The following is a 20,962-nucleotide window of genomic DNA, read 5'->3' as shown; positions in this document are numbered from 1 at the left end:
CTCTACAAGGCTATGATTGTGAACGGAAAGTATCATTCTTGTGTGGTGATGGGGCAGCGATATGGTTCCTTCTCTGCATCGTGGATGACTCTTGTTGCGGTCGTGTCAATAAAAGAGCGATGAGCACGGCGATGCTCATCTACATAGGAGCGAATTTCATTCGGTCGAAGTAGGATGTTTGGGGCATGATATACCCAATCGATTTGCATGGTTTCTACCCTAAGGTAGTCATTGCTAACAACGGAGGGGTAATAATGAGCGAAAGTCATGCCAAATTTCGCCTCCAAAGAAGCAGTGTAAATCGGTAGTTCGCTGACCTGTTCATCATCAAGGAAAAAACGCACAGTAGGTAGGCAGTGCGTTGCACGGTTGTGTCTACGGCAATACGTGGCTTTTGGGTTGAACTGGATTGTGAGCTGATACCAGCCGGGTGCTACATACCCAATTTCTCTGCGCGGTTGATCTCCAGTGAAGCTACGCTTCGTGTCATATTGCAACTGCTCGTTAATCAGGATGGGGTGCGTGTAGCCGGGGCGCTGCTCGTAAGTAAAGGAGTGCTTGCTACGAGCGCTCTGCTGACTGATGCCGATGCCGTTCAATAGGAAATGTTTATTAAGCGCGTCACCATCCATAGTGTTATGGCTGTTATTTAACTTTACTCTTGCCGAGAAGGTGCCGATAGCAAAACGCGGTGGCTGGCAAAACTGGGAATGCCTATTCCACGTGCCGTCACTTTTGGCAAACAACTCTACTACACGCTTTTCTGGTTCTCCAGCCAGATCGACTAAGCTAATCTGATCCGCGCGCCAATTAGCAATATTATTTCGGTACTGATTGCGCTGCTTTTGTTGAGGTATGTTGTAACTGAACTGTTGGGCATCATCCGCAACTACCCAACCACGCTGGGTTAGTTCATTAACTGTTTCAATATTAAAATCATCAAAAAACAGCGTTGATGGCTCCTGTCGAGTAAATATGTTCAACTTGCAACCCGACAAAAGGCAAATAAGGCATATTGTGAGAGGTATTTTGCTGAAAGCAATTTTTGATAATGCCTTTGGCTGCATCGAGTGTAGGGGGTGTAGTTTTCTTTGCATAAGACTTCTTTGGGTTGTCGACTTAACTAAATTCCCATGATGTTGGTATTGGCGGTTCTAGATTGCACCTAAAGCCATGTAGGTCGGGTCATGCCCGCGCTGAAATGGCGTTTTGATTCATATTTTGGTGGGTTACGCCTTCGGCTAACCCACCCTACACATCAACATTGATCAACCATCACCGCTTCGTAATCTCACCCCAAATCTTATCCAACCGCTTTACTGATACCGGATACGGTGTCCGCAACTCCTGCGCAAACAAGCCAACGCGTAATTCCTCAATCATCCATCTGAATGGCAATAGGGTCGAAGTATCTCTTCCTTCTCTTTGCCATTTATCGATTTCAGCCAGATACCTCTGCATCAATTCAGCCACTTCTGCGCCGCGTTGGCCGTCGCGGTTTGGGTTTTGGGCGCGTTTTTCTAGGCGGACTTTCATCGCTTTGATGTAAACGGGAACGCGCGGTAATTGCTCCCATGGCGTGGCGGTGAGAAAGCCTTTGTAGATCAGCTCGCTGAGCTGGGTTTTTAGCTCGTTTTGGATATTTCCGCCTTTGGCGGTCAGCGTGCCGAGTGCGACAAAATCGGGTGCGATGTCGTTGAGCGTGCGTAGCACGGCGTCGCGCACTGACGGTAGGCGTACTTTGGCGCGGCTTTTTTGGTCGTCAAAGTCTTTCTTTTTGCGCGGCGCTTCGTCGTCGCCCAAAAAGGCGCGGTTGCAGATGCAGGCGATGACGTCCGCCATTAGCTCGTCGCTATTGCCGAGCGAACGATAATGAATCGCGAGCTGGTTAAAGTTCGGCAGCGCCTTCGGTAATTGCTTCAGATGCTCTTTGAGTTCAAATTGCAGCAGGCGGACGACGCCAGCACGGTGCGCTTCATTCGCGGCGTGTTCGGTATCAAACAGACGAATCGCGACGCATTCTTTACCCGCTTCGTCTTCGTCGGGTACAAGGCCGGGGTAGCCCGTCATCGCTTTGCCATGACGTTTGAAATTGAGTTTGGCGGGTAGATCGCCAAAATCCCATTTTGTAATGCCCGATTTCTCGATGCCCGTGGTTTCATCCGCGGTATCGCGGAAGGTGAGTTGCGCCGCCTCGCCGAGCTGAGCGCGAATCGCAATCAAATCGCGGCCTTGGGCGAGCTCTTGGCCTGCGTCATCGACGACGCGGAAATTCATCCGTAAATGCAGTGGTAAATCAGTTTGACTGAATTCATCAGCGCTGACGGGCTGGCCAACGCCGCGCGTGGTCGCTTGCGCCAGTTGCGGTAGCAGTGGTTCGTCACGGCTAGCGGTTTCCAGCGCGGTGAGCATTTTGGTCGCAAATTCGGGCACCGGTACACAGAGGCGACGAGTCGATTTGGGCAGCGATTTAATCAGTAGCGTGATTTTTTCACGGATTAAGCCGGGCACCAGCCAATCAAACGTCGCGTGATTGACGCGATTGAGCAAATGCAGCGGCAGCGTCATCGTCACGCCATCGAGCACGTGGCCGGGTTCAAAGCGATACGATAGCGGCAGTTTGATGTCGTGCACGCGGATGAATTCTGGGTATTGCTCTTCGGTGACCGCCGCTGCGCTGTGCTGCATCAGGTCGTCTTTTTGCAGGTAGAGCAGTTGCGGATTGAGTTTTTCTGCGCCTTTGCGCCAAGCTTCAAAGCCAGCGCCATTGACGATGTCTTGCGGAATGATCGCATCGAAAAAAGCGAAGAGGGCGTTTTCATCGACCAAGACGTCTTGGCGGCGCGTTTTGTGCTCTAGTTCTTCCACATCGAGCAGCATCGCAAAGTTGTGGTCGAAAAACTTGGCTTTGCTGTTGTAGTTAAAGCGCACCAAAGCTTCGCGGATAAACATCTCGCGGGCCTCGGCAGGGTTGATACTCCCGAAGTGTATCGTCCTGCGCGCTACAATCGGCAAGCCATACAGCGTAATACGGAGCGATGCATTGACTTGCGCATTGTCTTTGCTCCAATGCGGATCAAAGTATTGTTTCTTGATCAGATGCGGCGCGAGTTTTTCTATCCATTCGGGTTCAATCGCAGCGACGCAGCGCGCGTAGAGCTTGCTGGTTTCTACTAGTTCCGCCGCGACTATCCATTTTGGCCGCGTTTTTTTCAGGCTAGAGCCAGGAAACACATTAAATTTAATGCCGCGCGCACCGAGGTATTCGTCGTTTTCTGGCTGTTTGAAACCTAAATTACCCAATAGGCCCGTAATCAAGGCTTTATGAATTTGCTCAAACGTAGCCGGCTTTTCGTTCAAGCGGAAGGGCGCATGGCGGTGCCGCGCGTCGCTTGCCTCTTCACTGATGACCATATCGGAAAGCTGTTTATGCAATTCGCGCCATTCGCGCAAACGCAAATAGGACAAGAACGAACGATGGCAATCTTGCACCAATTGGCGATTGGTCGTTTTATCGGCCAACAGTTTTTCAAAGAATTCCCACAGCCGCAAATAAGAGAGGAAATCTGATTTTTCTTCATTGAACTTGGCGTGCGCTTGATCGGCCGCCGCGCGCGCTTCATACGGGCGTTCGCGTGGGTCTTGGAGTGAGAGCCCTGAGGTAATAATCAACATTTCCTTCAAACAGCCTTCATCACGCCCCGCAATCAACATCCGGCCAACGCGTGGGTCAACGGGAAGGCGGGCGAGTTGTCGACCAATATCGGTGAGGGTATCACTATCATTGACAGCACCCAATTCGCGTAGCTGCTGATACCCATCGGAAATCAATTTGCTGGATGGGGCTTCCAAAAATGGAAAATCAACCACATTGCCGAGTTTGAGTGCGGCCATACGCAAAATGACGCCCGCTAAACTAGAGCGGGTGATTTCTGGATCGGTAAATTCAGAGCGAAGCAAAAAATCTTGTTCTGAATACAGGCGAACGCAAATCCCGCTGGCGACACGGCCGCAACGACCAGCACGTTGGCGCGCCGAGGCTTGCGAGATTTTTTCGATCAAGAGTTGCTCGACTTTCGCGCGCGGGCTGTAGCGGTTAATCCTTGCTTGGCCGCTGTCGATTACATAACGAATGCCGGGTACCGTTAGCGAAGTCTCGGCTACATTGGTCGCCAGCACGATACGTCGCCCTGTGCTGCTCGGGCGGAAAATGCGCTGCTGATCTTCATTGGATAATCGGGCGAACAGCGGCAGGATTTCAGCGTCGCGCAGTTTGGCTTTGCGTAGTTCTTCGGCGGTTTCGCGAATCTCGCGCTCGCCCGGTAAAAACACCAGCACATCGCCGCTGCCATCTTTACGCCATAACTCATCGACCGCTTGCGCGATGGCTTCTTCCATCTCGATTTCTTGGTCGTCTTCGTCTTTGCTGGCGAGCTCTTTGTAACGCACTTCAACTGGGAAGGTGCGGCCAGAGACTTCCATTACCGGCGCATTATTGAAATGCTTGCTGAAACGGTCGGAATCAATCGTTGCCGAGGTGACGATGACTTTGAGATCAGGGCGACGCGGTAAGAGTTGCTTCAAGTAACCGAGCAAAAAGTCGATGTTCAAGCTGCGCTCGTGCGCCTCGTCGATAATGATGGTGTCGTATTGATTTAAATAGCGATCAGATAGCGTTTCGGCAAGCAAAATCCCGTCGGTCATCAACTTGATGTAGCTCGATGGTGAGCTTTTGTCGGTAAAGCGGACTTTATAGCCGACAATGGCGCCGGTTTCGGATTTGAGCTCTTGTGCGATGCGGCTAGCGACTGAGCGCGCAGCCAAACGGCGTGGTTGCGTGTGACCAATCAAGCCATGCACACCACGACCAAGTTCTAAACAAATTTTGGGCAGCTGCGTGGTTTTACCTGAGCCGGTTTCACCGCAGACGATGACAACTTGGTGCTTGGCAATTGCGGCTTTCAGCTCATCGCGTCGTTGATTGACGGGTAGGCTGTCGTCGTAGTCGGGAATCGGGAGCTTTTCGCGGCGCAATGCGGTTTTGGCTTGCGATTTGGCGATGCCTGCGAGCAAGTCGGCGTGTTGCTGTGCAAAGTCTTGCTGCTTTTTTTGCCGCTCGTTGCATTGCTGCAAAAGACGAGAGAGCGAGTGATAGTCGTTGGATTGGCAGTCAGCGAGTTGTGCGCGCAGGGCGCGAAAGTCCAGATTCATTGCAGCGGCGGCTTAAAAGGCACTAAAGGCGCGATTTTACCATGTACAGCCACAATGCTTCTGTACAAACAATGCTCATTGCAGCGTCACGAGATGCGTGTTTTGATTGCCACGGTCTACTTTATGTAGCGCGCAGTCAATCGCTTCTCCTGCAATGTTTTTTAGGTGGGTGAGATTGGCGTATTGATGTTCACCTTGGGCGAATTGGCTGATGCATTCGCCAATTAGATTTTCAGGTGTAACGCCCAAGCGAGCACAGGCTGCCATATTGGCAAATTGAATGACTTCATTTTCAACCAGTAAGAAAGGCTGTGGCAGAACGTCGGCCATGGCTCGCACTAAATGGCTGGTGCCCGCTTGCGCTTGTTCGGCTTCTTTGAGGTGAGTGATGTCGATGGCAATTGTCAAAATATAAACTTGGCCTTCACGCTCAAGCGGTATTTTGGTGAGGTCAAACCAGTGGGTTCGGCCATTGCTCAGTGTGCAGTGGTCTTCGAGTCTCACGGTGTTTCCATGCTCTAGAACTTCGTCGTCGCCCTTAGTGAGAATGGAGGTATCTTCATCCAGGCCCATGTGCGATTGAACTAGCAGCTCATGCCCCAGTAATGACTGGGTCGCTTGGTTGACGAGCAAGAAGCGTTTATGTTGATCCCGAACGAAAATCAAACTTGGATTCGCATCCAGAATTTGTTGGGTGAACATTTGCTGCTGGAATAACGCCGTTTCGATTGCCTTGGTGCTCGAAATATCACGAATAATAACGACGCAACTACGAGTCGTGAGTGGTGATAGGCGGGCTTCGAAGGTAATTTCAGTATTGTCGAGTTGATATTCAAACCGCTGTGCGGTTTGTGTATTTTGAATTTTGATTAGGCTTTCCAAAAATTGGCGTGAAACACGGGCCGGAAATAGCGATGCTAGTTTGGTTTGCTCAATGCCATCTGGGTGAGTGGTACTCAGTGCTTGGTTTTGAGCGGTAACGCGGCGGCTTGCGTAATCGATAGTCCAAATCAAATCAGGTAAAGCGTGCAAAGCTTCGGCTGCTTCGGCGGGCGGTACAATGGTCGTGTGTTGTGAAGGGGTTGGTTTTTCTTTCTTGGACTTTAATACCACTTGGACATAGCAGAGTGTGGCCAATAATAGGAACAAGGAAAGAGCAAGGCTAATCTGACTAAATACAGTGAATTTACTTTCACCAAAAGAAAAAATCAATAAAATGAATGCACTAAGAAAAATAGCAATATAAACAAGGGTGCGCGCTTGTTTATATTTGCTACTGGTAGACCAGTTCAGCGGTGCAATTTTTTGTGTCATAAGCAATCAGCGAATGCCATTGGTATTAGTGTATATGGCGCCAATGTTAACTTGAATGCTGAAAATTAGGTATGATTTTTTTTGAATTTAAGACAGGAAGCAACAAGGGAAGTGGCGGAGTGGACGGGACTCGAACCCGCGACCCCCGGCGTGACAGGCCGGTATTCTAACCAACTGAACTACCACTCCGCAGTGGTATTGAATTATTTGCTGAGAAAACTTGGTGGGTCGTGACGGGGTCGAACCGCCGACATCCTGCTTGTAAGGCAGGCGCTCTACCAACTGAGCTAACGACCCATTTTGAAACTGTGGCGGAGTGGACGGGACTCGAACCCGCGACCCCCGGCGTGACAGGCCGGTATTCTAACCAACTGAACTACCACTCCGCAGTGGTATTAATTATTTACTGCATAAAACTTGGTGGGTCGTGACGGGGTCGAACCGCCGACATCCTGCTTGTAAGGCAGGCGCTCTACCAACTGAGCTAACGACCCATTTTAAAACTAGTGGCGGAGTGGACGGGACTCGAACCCGCGACCCCCGGCGTGACAGGCCGGTATTCTAACCAACTGAACTACCACTCCGCAGTGGTATTAATTATTTACTGCATAAAACTTGGTGGGTCGTGACGGGGTCGAACCGCCGACATCCTGCTTGTAAGGCAGGCGCTCTACCAACTGAGCTAACGACCCATTGTGCTACATTTGTTTGCTGGCGGAGTGGACGGGACTCGAACCCGCGACCCCCGGCGTGACAGGCCGGTATTCTAACCAACTGAACTACCACTCCAATAGCATTTACTACTTACTTTCTTGAACCACACTTGATAAAAAGTGGTGGGTCGTGACGGGGTCGAACCGCCGACATCCTGCTTGTAAGGCAGGCGCTCTACCAACTGAGCTAACGACCCCTCGTTCGAGAGAGGCCGAATTAAATCATTTCTCGATTCTGGCGTCAACTCATTTTGCGACAAAATTCTGATATTTATGCATCTCGGTCGCTGATGTGTTCAGAAAATCTTTATGAATCAGTTAATTAAAATGGTGTCGCTTTTCGAAGAATTTTTTTGAAATTGCAGAAGACGTCGTGACTATCGGGGGTATAGCGCTGCGTCTACTACAAAAGAATGACTTGGTCTCGGTACTGCATTAAATGGTAATTGGTGTTTGCGCTTGCTATCGAGTCGTCTGATGGTCGGCTCTTTGCATTTTGCTTCGCTCACTTTAAGCTGCAACCCATTATTGTGAATTCACTGGCTCTGGATGATGGCCTTAAATAAGGTGTGCTTATGAAAGTCGGGATGCGCGAACAAGATCAACGTGGTGCGCTGCGAATGCAGGTCTCTTATAAAGTAAAAATTCGCCCTATGGACTTGGGTTTGCCTTTTTATGGGGATTGCACTGACTTGAGCGTAACGGGCATGACGGTGAAGACTAGCTATGTGCCTCGCCCAGAGGAGGAGTTCGATATTTTTTTGATGCCGGCCCGATCTCACATATTACGTAGTGAGCCTTTTTCAGCCCGTGTACGTGTAAAGCGAAGCCACAAAATTGAATTTTCGACGCTTTTTGAGTTGGGTTTAGAAATTATTCAAGTTCACAGCTAATCAATCTTTATTGTGCGCCACGCATCTCAAAATTATGCTTGAACGAAATTTAAGTGTCGTTTTGTGTTTATCTAGGTGCATTCTTCGCAGTCTTTACAAGATAACTGACATAGACTCGTAGTACACTAGCGGGCAATTGATGTGGTGCATTTCTTTCTGCACCGAATTTGTCCTGCCATTTCTCGAATTTCAAATGAAACTTATCGCTTTAAAAATTGATGTTGATAGTTTATCAGCCATCGAACTCGGTGTGCCTCGCTTGAGTCAATTGCTGTCGGCGCGTGAATGTGGTGCGACTTTTTTTTGGTCCTTAGGGAATGAAAAAAACGGCACTTTTTTATGGCCCGCTCGTGGTTTAAGGCGTTTTCAAGGTGCTGGTGTGCAAGCGCTGAAGGCCCGATTCGGCTGGAAGGCTTTATTACGCGGTAGTTTTTCTCCTTCCCCTTCATTGAAAAAAAGTGCGCTTTGTGCAATGCAAGCTTTGCAGTCTTCGTCTTTTGAACATGGCCTGCGGCCTACGCAAAATTATGAATGGCAGCGAACCATTGCGCACTGGACGCCAACCGAGGTGGCGAGTGTTTTGCAAAGTGACATTGAAGTGTTTAGTCGCTTAACAGGGCAAATGCCCGTCGCTTTTTCCGCAAAGTCTTGGCAAGGTCATCGTGGTGTGTATCGGGCTGAGCAGCTTGCTCAGTTTGCTTTTGCAAGTGATACCCGAGGTGTTTCTCCATATTTTCCTGTTTCAAATGCTGAAATTTCACGCTGCATACAATTGCCCGTGACATTGCCAATGCTAGAAGAAATTCAGTCTGTTTCTGGTGTTGACCGTGTTGAAGCGATATTGGCACTGACCAGTCAAGAGTCGGATTTTGGCCATGTTTATAACGCAGCTGCCGATTTTGAAGGTGTGCAAGCAGTCGATGATTTTTCTCGACTATTGGAAGGCTGGCTAGCGCAAGGTTATAAAGTGGTTAGCTTGGGTGAGCTGTGTCGACAAGTAAAAATTGCAGATGTCGCTTATCACGAAGTCGAATATTTACCATGTGAAGGGCGTCATGGTTTGTTAGCCACACAAGGACGAAATTACCCAAGCGAATAAAAAAATGCCGCAGATTGCGGCATTTTTATTGGGTGATCAATTTAAAATTAGCCATCCGAAGTGATTTTGAGTGCTAATTCTCTGAGTGCTTCATCGACTTTATTGTTGGCGATTTGGCAGGTGCCTGCATTTTCATGGCCGCCACCACCGTATTGCAGCATCAACTCGCCGATATTGGTTTGCGATGAGCGATTGATAATCGATTTGCCGGTAGCGAAGACGGTGTTTTGTTTTTGCAATCCCCACATCACGTGAATCGAGATGTTGCACTGTGGATACAGTGCATAAATCATAAAGCGATTGGTGGCGTAAATGGTTTCTTCATCACGCAAATCCAAAACGACGAGATTGTCATAAATGCGACTGCAGCGCTGAATTTGCTCTTTGGCTAGTGGCGCGTGTTCCATGTAGAGCTCAATGCGCTCGATGACATCGGGTAGTTTAAGGATTTCATCGATGCCGTGATGGCGGCAGTACTTAATTAAATCCATCATCAGTTGATAGTTTGAAATTCTAAAACTTCTAAAGCGCCCCAATCCTGTCCTTGCATCCATCAGGTAATTGAGTAACACCCAATCATTCGGATTAAGAATTTCATCGCGAGTAAATTCAGCTGAATCGGCTTTATCGACCGCGAGCATCATGTCATCGCTGATGTCGTTGAAGCGTTCTTTACCACCGTAATAGTCATAAACAACGCGCGCAGCTGAAGGGGCTTTAGGATCAATGATATGATTTTTTAGCTTGCCGTCGTTGCGAATGGTTTCAGATAAGTGGTGGTCGAAAGCTAGATAAGCACCCGCGACATAAGGAAGGTTGGTGGTAATGTCGCGATCGGTGATCGGCACTTTCCCATCTTGCATGTCTTTCGGGTGTACAAACAAAATATCGTCAATGAGATCGAGCTCATTGAGTAGAACGGCACACACTAAACCATCAAAATCACTGCGGGTTACCAAACGGTATTTTTGATCTGCCATGGGAAAGCTCCTGCGTTAGTGCATTTACTTTAGTTGGTTTTTTGCAAGTTTGCAGATTTCACGACATTCATTGCTGTCGCTACCATGCCTGCCACATCGGCCGCATTACTCGGCAATAGCATTGTGTTGCCAGTTTTGGCGATATTGCCAAAGGCGGCGACATATTGTTCTGCAACTTTGAGGTTGACCGCTTCCATACCACCTGGCGTTTGAATCGCAGCTGCGACGGCTTGTACGGCTTCTGCCGTGGCATGCGCGACTAAACGCAGTGCTTCAGCTTCACCAGTGGCACGATTGATCTGCGCTTGGCGTTCACCTTCGGATTCGTTGATGTTGGCCTGCATTTCACCTTGTGATTGTTGAATTGCGGCTTCGCGTTGGCCCGTTGCCAAGTTAATTTGCTGCTGTTTCACGCCCTCAGATTGTGCAATGAGTGCGCGTTTTTCACGCTCTGCGGTGATTTGTTGCTGCATTGAATGCAAAATCGCTTGGGGTGGGGTTAAGTCTTTAATTTCGTAGCGGAGCACTTTAACGCCCCAGCTTGCTGCTGCTTCATCGAGAGCAGCAACAATCGAGCGGTTGATTTCATCTCGCTCTTCAAATGTTTTGTCCATCTCTAATTTACCCACTACAGAGCGCAAAGTGGTTTGCGCGAGTTGGCTAATGGCCATCACATAGTCAGAGCTACCATACGATGCCATGCGTGGGTCAATTACTTGGAAATACAAAATGCCATCGACTTGCAGTTGGGTGTTGTCGCGGGTAATACATACTTGGCTTGGTATATCGAGTGGGATTTCTTTGAGGGAGTGCTTATACGCCACACGATCAATAAACGGAATCACGATGCTTAGGCCGGGTGCGAGCACCGCATGGAAACGCCCAAGGCGTTCAATTACGAGCGCGCTTTGCTGAGGTACGATTTTGAAGGTTTTTGCGACAAAAATGATCGCGACAACCAGAAAAGCCAGCATGAATTCATAAGACATTAAAGTTCTCCAGAACAATTAATTTGATAATAGTGGGGTGATTTCCAGGGTTGCACCATGGCGCGCACTGATGACCCAGTGTAGATGCTCAGCCTTTTGAGTATTGGGCGCGGTGACGGCATCCCAGTAACTGCCTCGGTATTTAACGCGGGCGTGTTGATCATCTAGCCATGTTTCAATTTCAATTCGTTGCCCAATATCATCCGCATCGACTAGCGTTTCAATCCGTGGATGTTTGATTTTCCATTGGCGAACCCCGAGTACGGCAAGTAGCGCAAATAGGCCACTGAGGCCAATTTGTACTTCGATGCTGAAATTGAGGCTTGCTGCGGCTGCTGCAATTAAAAAGCCAAGTGCAATCGCTAAAAGATAGAAAGTCGTTGTGAAAATTTCACAAGAAATCAGGATGGCGGCAAGGATGAGCCAGAAGCTGGTAGTAGACATAGCGCCGTTTCAGGTCGTATAGATTCGACTAGCCTAGCTGACTCAAGCCGTAGGCGCAAAAAAAGCGCACTATATCGTGCGCTTTTGCATGAAGTGGTGGAGATTAAGCCGTCAGCTTTTCCAATCCGCCCAAGTAAGGGCGTAAAACACTTGGTACATTCACTGAGCCATCGGCATTTTGGTAGTTTTCTAGTACCGCAACCAAAGTGCGGCCGACTGCGAGACCCGAGCCATTGAGCGTATGAACCAACTCATTCTTGCCCGCTTCATTTTTAAAGCGCGCTTGCATACGGCGAGCTTGGAAAGCGCCCATGTTGGAGCAACTCGAAATCTCACGGAACGTATTTTGTGCCGGTAACCAGACTTCGAGATCGTAAGTTTTTTGGCTGCTAAAGCCCATGTCCCCCGTGCACAGCAAGACTTTGCGGTAAGGTAGTTCAAGCAATTGCAGGATTTTTTCTGCATGGCCTACGAGTTCTTCAAGGGCTGCATCTGATTGCTCTGGGTGAACAATTTGCACCATTTCGACTTTGTCAAATTGATGCTGACGAATCATGCCGCGCACGTCACGACCGTACGAACCAGCTTCAGAGCGGAAGCATGGTGAATGTGCCGTGAGTTTGATCGGCAATTGCTCAAGCTTGAGTAAATCACCTGCGACGGTGTTGGTGAGCGTGATTTCAGAGGTTGAAATCAGGTACTGATCCACATTGCCTTCTTCGCCACCCCGCGTCACTTTGAACATGTCTTCAGCGAATTTTGGCAACTGGCCCGTACCGAAAAGTGCTGTGTCGTTGACGATGTAGGGAGTGTACATCTCTTCGTAGCCGTGCTCATTGCTGTGCGTATTGAGCATGAATTGCGCAAGAGCGCGATGAAGCTTCGCAACGGGGCCGCGCAATACACTAAAGCGGCTGCCAGAGAGTTTAGCGCCTGTTTCAAAATCTAAGCCCAGTGGTGCACCTAAATCCACGTGGTCTTTGACTGCAAAATCAAAGCTATGTGGCGTGCCCCAGCGGCTCACTTCGAGATTGCCGCTTTCATCGGTACCAAAAGGTACGTCTGCAGCGGGGAGATTCGGGATGTGTTGCAACAGCGTTTTGATGCGCTCATCCAATTGGGCGAATGTGCTTTCTGCGGCTTTGAGTTCGTCGCCCAAATTGGCCACTTCGCCCATGATGGCGCTAACGTCTTCACCTTTGGCTTTAGCTGCGCCAATTTGTTTTGAGCTGGTATTGCGTTTCGCTTGTAGGTCTTGCGTTTGGGTTTGCAAAATTTTACGTTCATCTTCAAGCGCTTGGAATGCGGCTGCGTCGAGGACAAATTTACGCTCAGCCAAGCGTGCAGTTACGGCGGCGAGGTCAGTGCGAAGGAGTTGGATATCGAGCATAGTAGATTGTCGTTTGAATGAATGAAGAGATTTTACACCAAGGCCGTGGTGGCTCGGTATCTATTGAGGTAAAAATGGCTATTTATTGGGTATTTGCTGCTGGGCTATGATGTAAAAGAGCTGTATCAAGATACATAGAAAATTATTGATTATTTGCTTTGGTTTTTATTCCATTCGACATCAAGCTCAGCTAAATGCTGCATTTTTTGGGTGATTTTTTGCTCTAAGCCACGTGGTGTGGGCTCATAAAAGCGCGCGTGATTTAAGCCTTCAGGCAAATAGGTTTCACCGGCGGCATAGGCATCGGGCTCATCGTGAGCGTAGCGATATTCATGGCCGTGTCCTAGCTCTGCCATTAGTTTGGTGGGGGCATTGCGTAGATGCATCGGTACGTCACGGGATTGGTCTTGTTTAACCAGTGCTTTCGCCGCTTTGTAGGCCAAGTAGCCTGCGTTTGATTTTGGTGCTACCGCGAGATAAATCACGGCTTGCGCTAGGGCGAGCTCACCCTCGGGTGAGCCAAGTCGCTCAAACGTTGTAGCGGCATCATTGGCAATTTGCATTGCACGCGGATCAGCGAGGCCGATATCTTCCCAGGCCATGCGTACAATGCGGCGCGCTAAGTAACGTGCATCTGCGCCGCCATCAAGCATCCGTACCAGCCAATACAGCGCACCATCGGGATTCGAGCCGCGTACTGATTTATGTAGTGCAGAAATTTGGTCGTAGAAATGATCTCCGCCTTTATCAAAACGTCGGCTACTGATGCTCAATGCATCGGCGAGAAACGCCGCGTTGATGTGGTTGCGCTGGCTCGCTTGTGCTGCTTGGCTGGCTTGCTCAATCAAATTCAGTAGGCGGCGACCATCTCCGTCGGCGAGATCGATGAATGCAGGCACGGCATCCGCAGCAATCGTGATCGTCGGATCAAGCTGTTTCTCTGCTCGTTGAATGAGCTGGCTGAGATCAGCTTCAGTCAATGAATGCAATACATATACTTGTGCGCGCGACAACAATGCCGCATTCACTTCAAAGGATGGATTTTCGGTGGTTGCGCCAATAAAGGTAATTAGCCCAGATTCGACAAAGGGTAGAAAAGCATCTTGCTGCGCTTTATTAAAACGGTGGACTTCGTCGACAAACAAAATCGTACGTCGATTGAGTTGTAGATTGCACTCGGCCTGATCCATCGCGAGGCGAATATCTTTGACGCCTGAAAACACCGCCGACAGGGCAATTAGTTCGCAGTCAAACGCATTGGCAAGTAAACGCGCCAATGTGGTCTTGCCCACGCCGGGCGGGCCCCAAAAGATCATGGAATGTGCTTTGCCGCTCGCTAAAGCCAGCGCGAGCGGTTTACCTTTTGCGAGTAAGTGCTGTTGACCTACGACATCCGTAATCGATTTGGGACGTAGCTGCTCTGCGAGAGGTTGCACCGGCTTATTGCTAAACAAATCATTCACGGATGACATCGCTTCCTGCGGGTGGAGTGAAAGTGAATAACTTATCATCTATGGCTTTGTTGCGAACGACTTGAGAGAACTGGATTTGTGTCGTTTGACCAAACTGATCATCGAGCTCCATGCGGGACAAATTAGTCTCGTTAAACCCGATTCGAATGCGAGCAAAGCTGCTCTCTTTTTGCTTAGGCGTTAGTTCAACCCAATTTAAGCCGTCTTTATTCGGCAATTCGATGGCAGTAAAACTGGCGTCCAGTTTATTATTGCCAGCCAGAACCGCGGCAGGGCTGGCATCGAGTGCTTTGCCAACGGGTTTGATCGTGACTTGGGCAAGGTCGACGTCATGCAGCCAGACTTGTTTGCCGTCGCTGATGATTTCTTGTGGATAGGGCTTGCTGTAGATCCAGCGAAACTTGCCGGGGCGGACTAGGCTTACTTGGCCGTTCGACGTTTGGGGCTTGTTATTTTTGCTACTCACTTGCTGAGTAAAGTTGGCTTGAAGCGTTTTTATGTCGTTTAACTGCTGTTGTAATTTTGCAACGCTGTTTGCTAAGACGGCAGGCGATGCAAGGAGTGTCGTTGTAAAAACGATCAGAAATTGACGAGTAAGTTTTCTCATCTATCTATCCTTGATGTTACGCATGTAAACAAAAAAGCCCCGCCATGGCGGGGCTTTCTGTACTCATTGCAGCTAGTTATTACTTAACTACTACAGCAGTACCAGAAACAGTCACTTCAACGCGACGATCTGGAGCCAAGCATTCGATCAATTTAGCGCGTGGTTTAACATTTTTGCAAGTATCGCCAGTCACTGGGTCAGCCATGCCACGACCTTCAGCAGTAACTTTGTCAGCTGGTGCACCTTTGCTGATCAAGTAGTTGCGAACTGTGTTCGCACGACGCTCAGAAAGACCTTGGTTGAATTTAGCTGAACCGATACGGTCAGTGAAACCAACAACTGCAGCCATGCCGTCAGTTGGGTTCATGCCTTGAACTTCAACATACAATGCATCCAATGCATCTTTACCAGCTGGTTTCAAGTCAGATTTGTTGAATGCAAACAAAGCGTCTGATTTCAATTCAAATTTCTTAGCAGTTTTAACTGGTGCTGGAACAACTGGAGCTGGTTTAGCTTCAACAACTGCAGCAGGTGCAGCTGGAGCTACGTAGCCTTGGCAACCTTTAACTGATTTAGCAGCTTCAGCATTCCAAGAACCAGTTTGAACACAAGTACCGTCAGAAATCTTAACTGCGCCTTCTGGATTTGCTTCAGACACGTTAGTGCTGTTTGTTACGTAGATCTCTGTAGCAGCTTGTGCGCCAGTTGCAGCAAAAGCTGCAACGATAGCGAATGATGTCAGAGTTTGCTTGATAGTCAGCATGTGAATTCCCCGTTTATAAAATCAAAATAAATGTAAGCTACTGGGCGTTACATAAACACTAAATATGTCCCAAGTCCTATTCTACTGTCTTAGGCAAATTTGGCGCAAATAAAAAGCTTGCTTAGTCGCAACTTAACAAAATTGTAACAGCCGTTAGCATCAAAGCGCATCGATTACGCAATAATTGGTTCGATTGCTTCTGCGTGGTAAACTTCAGTGTCACTATAGATTATTTGAATCTGACTAGTCTGTATTTTTTGTAACAAAGTTTCAAAATTACCGTAAAGTCCGCTGGTTCTGATTTACTTCAGCGCTGGCTTTGATAGTCCCTACGTTTTTCACTAACCGGCCTTATCAATGCTCGAACAAAACAGTTTTGCCAAAGAAACAATCCCCGTCAGCCTCGAAGAGGAAATGCGCCATTCCTATTTAGATTACGCAATGAGTGTCATTGTGGGTCGTGCGCTGCCTGATGTGCGTGATGGTTTAAAACCCGTTCACCGCCGCATTTTATTTGCGATGCATGAAAGTAGTAACGTCTGGAATCGTCCTTACGTCAAATGTGCGCGCGTGATTGGTGATGTGTTGGGTAAATACCACCCACACGGCGATTTTGCTGCGTATGAAGCCTTGGTTCGTATGGCGCAAGGCTTTTCACTACGTTATACCTTGATCGATGGTCAGGGTAACTTTGGTTCTATCGACGGTGACCGCGCTGCTGCTTATCGTTATACCGAGTGCCGCTTACAAAAAATCTCTAGTGAGTTGCTGGCCGATATTGACAAAGAAACTGTTGATTTTACGCCCAACTATGATGAGAAAGAACTTGAGCCGACTGTTCTACCAACGCGAATTCCTAACCTATTAGTGAATGGCTCCTCAGGCATTGCAGTGGGTATGGCGACAAATATTCCGCCGCATAATATTAATGAAGTCATCGATGCCAGCTTAGCGCTATTAGATAATAGCGAGCTGACGATTGATGAGTTGATCGACTACATTCCAGCTCCCGACTTTCCTACCGCCGGTATTATTTACGGTATCCATGGTGTTCGTGAAGGCTACCGCACGGGCCGTGGCCGTGTCGTGATGCGCGCGCGGACTCACTTTGAAGAGTGTGGTAAAAATGGTGATCGCCAAGCGATTATCGTCGATGAGTTACCGTACCAAGTCAATAAAGCACGATTGTTAGAACGTATTGCAGAGTTGGTGCGTGAGAAAACCATCGAGGGTATTTCTGATCTGCGCGATGAATCGGATAAATCCGGTATGCGCGTGGCGATTGAACTCAAACGCGGTGAAATGGCCGACGTGGTTCTGAACAATCTCTATAAGCACACGCAACTGCAAGATAGTTTCGGTATCAATATGGTTGCCTTGGTTGATGGTCAGCCTCGCTTATTGAATCTGAAGCAAGTTTTAGAATGCTTCTTAAAGCACCGCCGCGAAGTTGTAACGCGCCGTACGGTGTTTGAATTGCGCAAAGCGCGTGATCGCGGTCATGTGCTCGAAGGCTTGGCTGTTGCCTTGTCGAATGTCGACGAAATCATTGCGATGATTAAAGCCGCACCAACACCAGCGGAAGCCAAAACGGGTTTGATGAGCCGGGTTTGGAAATCAGGTTTGGTTGGTGAGATGCTCGCGCGTGCCGATGCGAATGCATCGCGCCCAGAAGGTTTGTTGGAAATGTATGGCTTGTCAGACGAAGGCTATCGCCTGTCTGACGTACAAGCGCAAGCGATTTTGGAATTGCGTTTGCAACGCTTAACTGGCCTTGAGCAAGACAAAATCATTGCTGAATACAAAGAAGTCGTTGAGAAGATTCTTGATTTGCTCGATATCTTGGCGCGCGAAGAGCGCGTGACCGAAATCATTCGCAACGAAATGCTCGAAGTGAAAGCCAATTATGGTGATGCACGTCGTTCAGAAATCATCGCGCATGGTGAAGACCTGTGCCTCGAAGATCTGATCACGCCGCAAGATATGGTGGTTACCTTGACGCATGGCGGCTACATGAAAGCCACTGCAGTCGAAGAATATCGTGCGCAAAAACGTGGCGGTCGCGGTAAGCAAGCTGCAGCGACTAAAGACGATGACTTTATCGATAGTCTGTTTGTGGCAAATACACACAATTACATCTTGTGCTTTAGCTCGCGTGGTCGTGTGTATTGGTTGAAAGTGTATGAATTGCCGCAAGGTGGCCGCACTAGCCGTGGCAAGCCGATTGTGAATCTCTTGCCGCTGGAAGAGGGCGAGAAGATCAATGCGGTATTGCCGGTGGCCGAGTTCGTTGAAGATCATTATATCTTTATGGCGACCGCTGATGGCACGGTAAAGAAAACGTCACTGGCTGATTTCTCGCGTCCAAAACGTAACGGTATTATCGCGATCAATTTGGATGAAGGTAATTATCTGGTTGGCGTTGCGTTGACCAATGGTACTGATCAAGTGATGTTGTTCTCTGATGCCGGTAAATCAGTGCGTTTCGCTGAAGATGACGTGCGTGCAATGGGTCGTACTGCGGCAGGTGTGCGCGGCATGAAGTTGGCTGAAGGTCAAAAAGTGATTTCATTGCTCGTTGCGAACTCTGATGAGCAAATGGTGTTGACGGCCAGCGATGGTGGTTACGGTAAACGTACGCCAGTGGGTGATTTCCGGCATACCAGCCGTGGCACGCAAGGCGTGATCGCGATGGACTTGACCGATAAAACGGGCCTGAAACTGGTTGCGGCGAGCTTGGTTGAAGAGTCGGACGACGTGATGTTGATTACCACCGGCGGTGTGTTAATTCGCACCAAGGTCAATCAAATTCGTGAAACCGGTCGTTCTGCGCAAGGTGTACGCTTGATCAATCTGGATGACGGCGAACATCTATCTGGCTTGCAAAAAGTAGCTGAAGTCGATGAGCCCGAAGGTGAAGATGCTGAATTGGTCGGTGAAGACGGCGTGGTAGTGAATGATGCTGTGATCACTCCTGAAGCGCCACAAGATGAAACCCCTAGCGAAGAGTAAAGGCGAATATGAGCAGCGGACTGTGGTTACCAGTTGCACACCCTGATTTTTTTGCCGAAGTGGCGCCATGGTTTATGGCGCTGCCGCATTGCAAAACCTTGGGCTTGGAATTGGTCACCGCAGGACGCGGTAAAGTCACGCTGAAATTACCATTTAAAGACGCGTTGATCGGCAATCCTGAAACTCGTGTTTTACATGGTGGTGTCGTCACCTCCTTGATTGATACTGCCAGTGGCATTTCGCTTTATACCTTGCTCGATCAGCCCGAAGCGGCGGCCACACTGGATTTACGTATTGATTACCTGCGTCCTGCCAAACCTGATTTACCGCTGTATTGCACCGCCGAGTGCTACCGCTTAACTGAGTCGATTGCGTTTATGCGCGCCACGGCTTACCAAGCCGATCCAGACAAGCCGGTCGCACACTCGGTTTCGACCTTTGCACGTATGGCACCGACGAAGGAGTCTGCATAATGGCTGAGGGTATTGCTTGCTTTGCTACTATTAACGAAGCCTTGAATCAAATACCCTATGCAAAACTATTGGGTATTCAAGCCGTTGATCGTGATGGTTTACCTGAATTTTATCTACCGTTTGCTGAACACAATATTGGCAATGTGCTATTGCCAGCGATTCATGGCGGTGTGATTGGTGGCTTTTTAGAAAATGCCGCCGTGTTGCACCTGATGTGGGCGCAAGAATCGAATGAGATTCCACGGATTGTCGATTTTTCAATTGATTATCTGCGTTCGGCACGGGCTTTAGATTTGCATGCGCGCTGTGAAATTGTTCGCCAAGGTAAGCGTGTGGCCAATGTATTGATGACCGCGTGGCAAGATGATGAATCACAGCCTGTGGCCACTGCCCGCGCTCATTTCTTATTAAGTTAATGTCCGGTTTTATCGTAGGAGAGGGCGTCCATGCATGCTCACGTAAGCCTGCCCGCTACTACCATTTTTAAGCATTGTGTTTTTTCGAGATAGCCCATGACTCAAGTCTTTAATTTCTCCTCTGGTCCTGCCGTTTTACCGCCTGAAGTGTTGCGCCAAGTGCAAGCTGAATTGCTCGATTGGCATGGTTCGGGAATGAGCGTGATGGAAATGAGCCATCGCGGCCCTGAATTCGGTCAAATCTTGGCTGAGGCTGAGGCCGATTTTCGTGCGCTCATGGCGATTCCTGATCATTACAAAGTGCTGTTTTTACAAGGCGGCGCGCATTTGCAATTTGCGATGCTGCCATTCAACTTCACAAGTCCTGATTGCACGGTTGATTTTGTGAATACTGGGCATTGGTCGAAAGTCGCAATTAAAGAAGTTAGCCGCTTCGCTAAGGTGAATATTGCTGCCAGCAGTGAAGATAAAAATTTCAGTTATGTACCGGATGAAGCAACGTGGCAGCGCACGCCTGACGCGGCTTTTTTGCACTATTGCAGCAATGAAACCATTGGCGGCGTCGAGTTTAACCATATTCCGCAAAGCAATGGCGTACCGCTGATTTGCGATATGTCGTCCAATATTTTGTCGCGCCCAGTCGATGTAAGCCAATTCGGTATGATTTATGCTGGTGCCCAAAAGAATATGGGGCCATCCGGTGTCGCGATGAGTATTATTCGCGAAGACTTGCTGGGTAAGGCGCGCAGCGATACACCTACGATGCTGAACTATAAAACCTTTGCTGATAATGGCTCGATGTACAACACGCCACCATCGTTTGGTATCTATGTGGCGGGTTTGGTGTTTAAGCATGTGCTCAAGCAAGGCGGCTTGGCGGTGATGGAAGCGAAAAACATTGCTAAAGCCAATGTCATTTATTCGGCAATTGACGCATCGAATGGTTTTTATCATTGCCCAACCGCGCTTGCAGATCGTTCACGAATGAATATTCCATTTACGCTGGCCGATAGCAATCTAGATAAAGAATTCCTTGCAGGTGCTGAATCACGGCATTTATTGCAATTGAAAGGCCATCGCTCGGTGGGCGGCATGCGCGCATCGATTTACAACGCGATGCCGTTGGAAGGCTGCCAAGCTCTGGCGGCTTACATGAACGAATTTGCTCAAGTGAAGGGTTAACACG

General features: G+C 48.8%; 16 protein-coding genes and 8 tRNA genes. 6 read left to right on the top strand and 18 right to left on the bottom strand.

Translation table 11 applies throughout. The features are described 5' to 3' along the window. Positions 1 to 32: 32 nt before the first annotated feature. The 11 genes from K4H28_RS09275 to K4H28_RS09225 all read right to left on the bottom strand — a co-directional run bounded on the left by K4H28_RS09275 (position 33) and on the right by K4H28_RS09225 (position 7,435). Complete coding sequence (locus tag K4H28_RS09275) at positions 33 to 983, bottom strand: hypothetical protein (RefSeq protein WP_221004933.1); 951 nt, start codon at positions 981 to 983, stop codon at positions 33 to 35. Positions 984 to 1,275: 292 nt separating this feature from the next. Next, on the bottom strand, positions 1,276 to 5,211 hold the full coding sequence (gene hrpA / locus K4H28_RS09270) for an ATP-dependent RNA helicase HrpA (RefSeq protein WP_221004932.1): 3,936 nt from the start codon (positions 5,209 to 5,211) through the stop codon (positions 1,276 to 1,278). 75 nt (positions 5,212 to 5,286) lie between these two features. Continuing rightward, positions 5,287 to 6,525, bottom strand: coding sequence for a PAS domain-containing protein (locus tag K4H28_RS09265; RefSeq protein WP_221004931.1), 1,239 nt, complete (start codon positions 6,523 to 6,525; stop codon positions 5,287 to 5,289). A gap of 112 nt (positions 6,526 to 6,637) precedes the next feature. Continuing rightward, positions 6,638 to 6,714: transfer RNA gene (locus tag K4H28_RS09260), tRNA-Asp, on the bottom strand. A gap of 32 nt (positions 6,715 to 6,746) precedes the next feature. Next, positions 6,747 to 6,822 (bottom strand) — tRNA-Val (locus K4H28_RS09255). Between the two features lie 12 nt (positions 6,823 to 6,834). Beyond that, positions 6,835 to 6,911: transfer RNA gene (locus K4H28_RS09250), tRNA-Asp, on the bottom strand. Positions 6,912 to 6,943: 32 nt separating this feature from the next. Then, positions 6,944 to 7,019: transfer RNA gene (locus tag K4H28_RS09245), tRNA-Val, on the bottom strand. A 13-nt stretch (positions 7,020 to 7,032) separates the two neighbouring features. Beyond that, a tRNA-Asp gene (locus K4H28_RS09240) sits at positions 7,033 to 7,109 on the bottom strand. Positions 7,110 to 7,141: 32 nt separating this feature from the next. Continuing rightward, a tRNA-Val gene (locus K4H28_RS09235) sits at positions 7,142 to 7,217 on the bottom strand. Between the two features lie 20 nt (positions 7,218 to 7,237). After that, positions 7,238 to 7,314: transfer RNA gene (locus K4H28_RS09230), tRNA-Asp, on the bottom strand. 45 nt (positions 7,315 to 7,359) lie between these two features. Beyond that, positions 7,360 to 7,435: transfer RNA gene (locus K4H28_RS09225), tRNA-Val, on the bottom strand. A gap of 378 nt (positions 7,436 to 7,813) precedes the next feature. On the opposite strand from K4H28_RS09225, the gene K4H28_RS09220 reads away from it, so the two are divergent. Then, positions 7,814 to 8,131 (top strand): PilZ domain-containing protein, encoded by a 318-nt coding sequence (locus K4H28_RS09220; protein ID WP_221004930.1) that lies wholly within the window; start codon positions 7,814 to 7,816, stop codon positions 8,129 to 8,131. A 193-nt stretch (positions 8,132 to 8,324) separates the two neighbouring features. After that, entirely contained in the window at positions 8,325 to 9,230 is a 906-nt protein-coding gene (locus K4H28_RS09215; RefSeq protein ID WP_221004929.1) for a polysaccharide deacetylase family protein, read from the top strand. Positions 9,231 to 9,277: 47 nt separating this feature from the next. Here K4H28_RS09215 and K4H28_RS09210 read toward each other — a convergent pair whose 3' ends face one another. From K4H28_RS09210 to K4H28_RS09180, 7 genes are all read right to left on the bottom strand, one after another. Next, positions 9,278 to 10,210 carry an exopolyphosphatase gene (locus tag K4H28_RS09210; RefSeq protein WP_221004928.1) on the bottom strand — a complete coding sequence of 311 codons (933 nt, stop codon included), beginning with the start codon at positions 10,208 to 10,210 and terminating at the stop codon, positions 9,278 to 9,280. A 29-nt stretch (positions 10,211 to 10,239) separates the two neighbouring features. Continuing rightward, positions 10,240 to 11,199, bottom strand: a complete 960-nt coding sequence (locus K4H28_RS09205) for an SPFH domain-containing protein (RefSeq protein WP_255573488.1) — start codon at positions 11,197 to 11,199, stop codon at positions 10,240 to 10,242. A gap of 18 nt (positions 11,200 to 11,217) precedes the next feature. After that, on the bottom strand, positions 11,218 to 11,643 hold the full coding sequence (locus K4H28_RS09200; protein WP_221004927.1) for an NfeD family protein: 426 nt from the start codon (positions 11,641 to 11,643) through the stop codon (positions 11,218 to 11,220). A gap of 103 nt (positions 11,644 to 11,746) precedes the next feature. Then, on the bottom strand, positions 11,747 to 13,033 hold the full coding sequence (gene serS / locus K4H28_RS09195) for a serine--tRNA ligase (RefSeq protein ID WP_221004926.1): 1,287 nt from the start codon (positions 13,031 to 13,033) through the stop codon (positions 11,747 to 11,749). A gap of 149 nt (positions 13,034 to 13,182) precedes the next feature. Next, positions 13,183 to 14,496: a replication-associated recombination protein A gene (locus tag K4H28_RS09190; protein ID WP_308443487.1), complete on the bottom strand. Its 1,314-nt coding sequence runs from the start codon at positions 14,494 to 14,496 to the stop codon at positions 13,183 to 13,185. Further along, on the bottom strand, positions 14,489 to 15,112 hold the full coding sequence (lolA, locus tag K4H28_RS09185) for an outer membrane lipoprotein periplasmic chaperone LolA (protein ID WP_221004924.1): 624 nt from the start codon (positions 15,110 to 15,112) through the stop codon (positions 14,489 to 14,491). The genes K4H28_RS09190 and lolA overlap by 8 nt, the downstream gene beginning before the upstream one ends. Positions 15,113 to 15,191: 79 nt before the next feature. Next, positions 15,192 to 15,875, bottom strand: coding sequence for an OmpA family protein (locus tag K4H28_RS09180; protein WP_221004923.1), 684 nt, complete (start codon positions 15,873 to 15,875; stop codon positions 15,192 to 15,194). A gap of 357 nt (positions 15,876 to 16,232) precedes the next feature. Here K4H28_RS09180 and gyrA point away from each other — a divergent pair, with 357 nt between their 5' ends. The 4 genes from gyrA (at position 16,233) to serC (ending at position 20,958) form a co-directional block, all read left to right on the top strand. Continuing rightward, on the top strand, positions 16,233 to 18,887 hold the full coding sequence (gene gyrA / locus K4H28_RS09175; RefSeq protein ID WP_221004922.1) for a DNA gyrase subunit A: 2,655 nt from the start codon (positions 16,233 to 16,235) through the stop codon (positions 18,885 to 18,887). 8 nt (positions 18,888 to 18,895) lie between these two features. Next, positions 18,896 to 19,360 (top strand): PaaI family thioesterase, encoded by a 465-nt coding sequence (locus tag K4H28_RS09170; RefSeq protein WP_221004921.1) that lies wholly within the window; start codon positions 18,896 to 18,898, stop codon positions 19,358 to 19,360. Continuing rightward, positions 19,360 to 19,776 carry a PaaI family thioesterase gene (locus K4H28_RS09165; RefSeq protein ID WP_221004920.1) on the top strand — a complete coding sequence of 139 codons (417 nt, stop codon included), beginning with the start codon at positions 19,360 to 19,362 and terminating at the stop codon, positions 19,774 to 19,776. The genes K4H28_RS09170 and K4H28_RS09165 overlap by 1 nt, the downstream gene beginning before the upstream one ends. Positions 19,777 to 19,872: 96 nt before the next feature. Beyond that, positions 19,873 to 20,958, top strand: coding sequence for a 3-phosphoserine/phosphohydroxythreonine transaminase (serC, locus tag K4H28_RS09160; RefSeq protein ID WP_221004919.1), 1,086 nt, complete (start codon positions 19,873 to 19,875; stop codon positions 20,956 to 20,958). The last annotated feature ends 4 nt before the right edge of the window (positions 20,959 to 20,962 follow it).

Source organism: Deefgea tanakiae, assembly GCF_019665765.1.
Classification (GTDB): domain Bacteria; phylum Pseudomonadota; class Gammaproteobacteria; order Burkholderiales; family Chitinibacteraceae; genus Deefgea; species Deefgea tanakiae.
The sequence above is the reverse complement of the archived record's forward strand: the minus strand, read 5'-3'. Positions and strand labels throughout refer to the sequence as shown.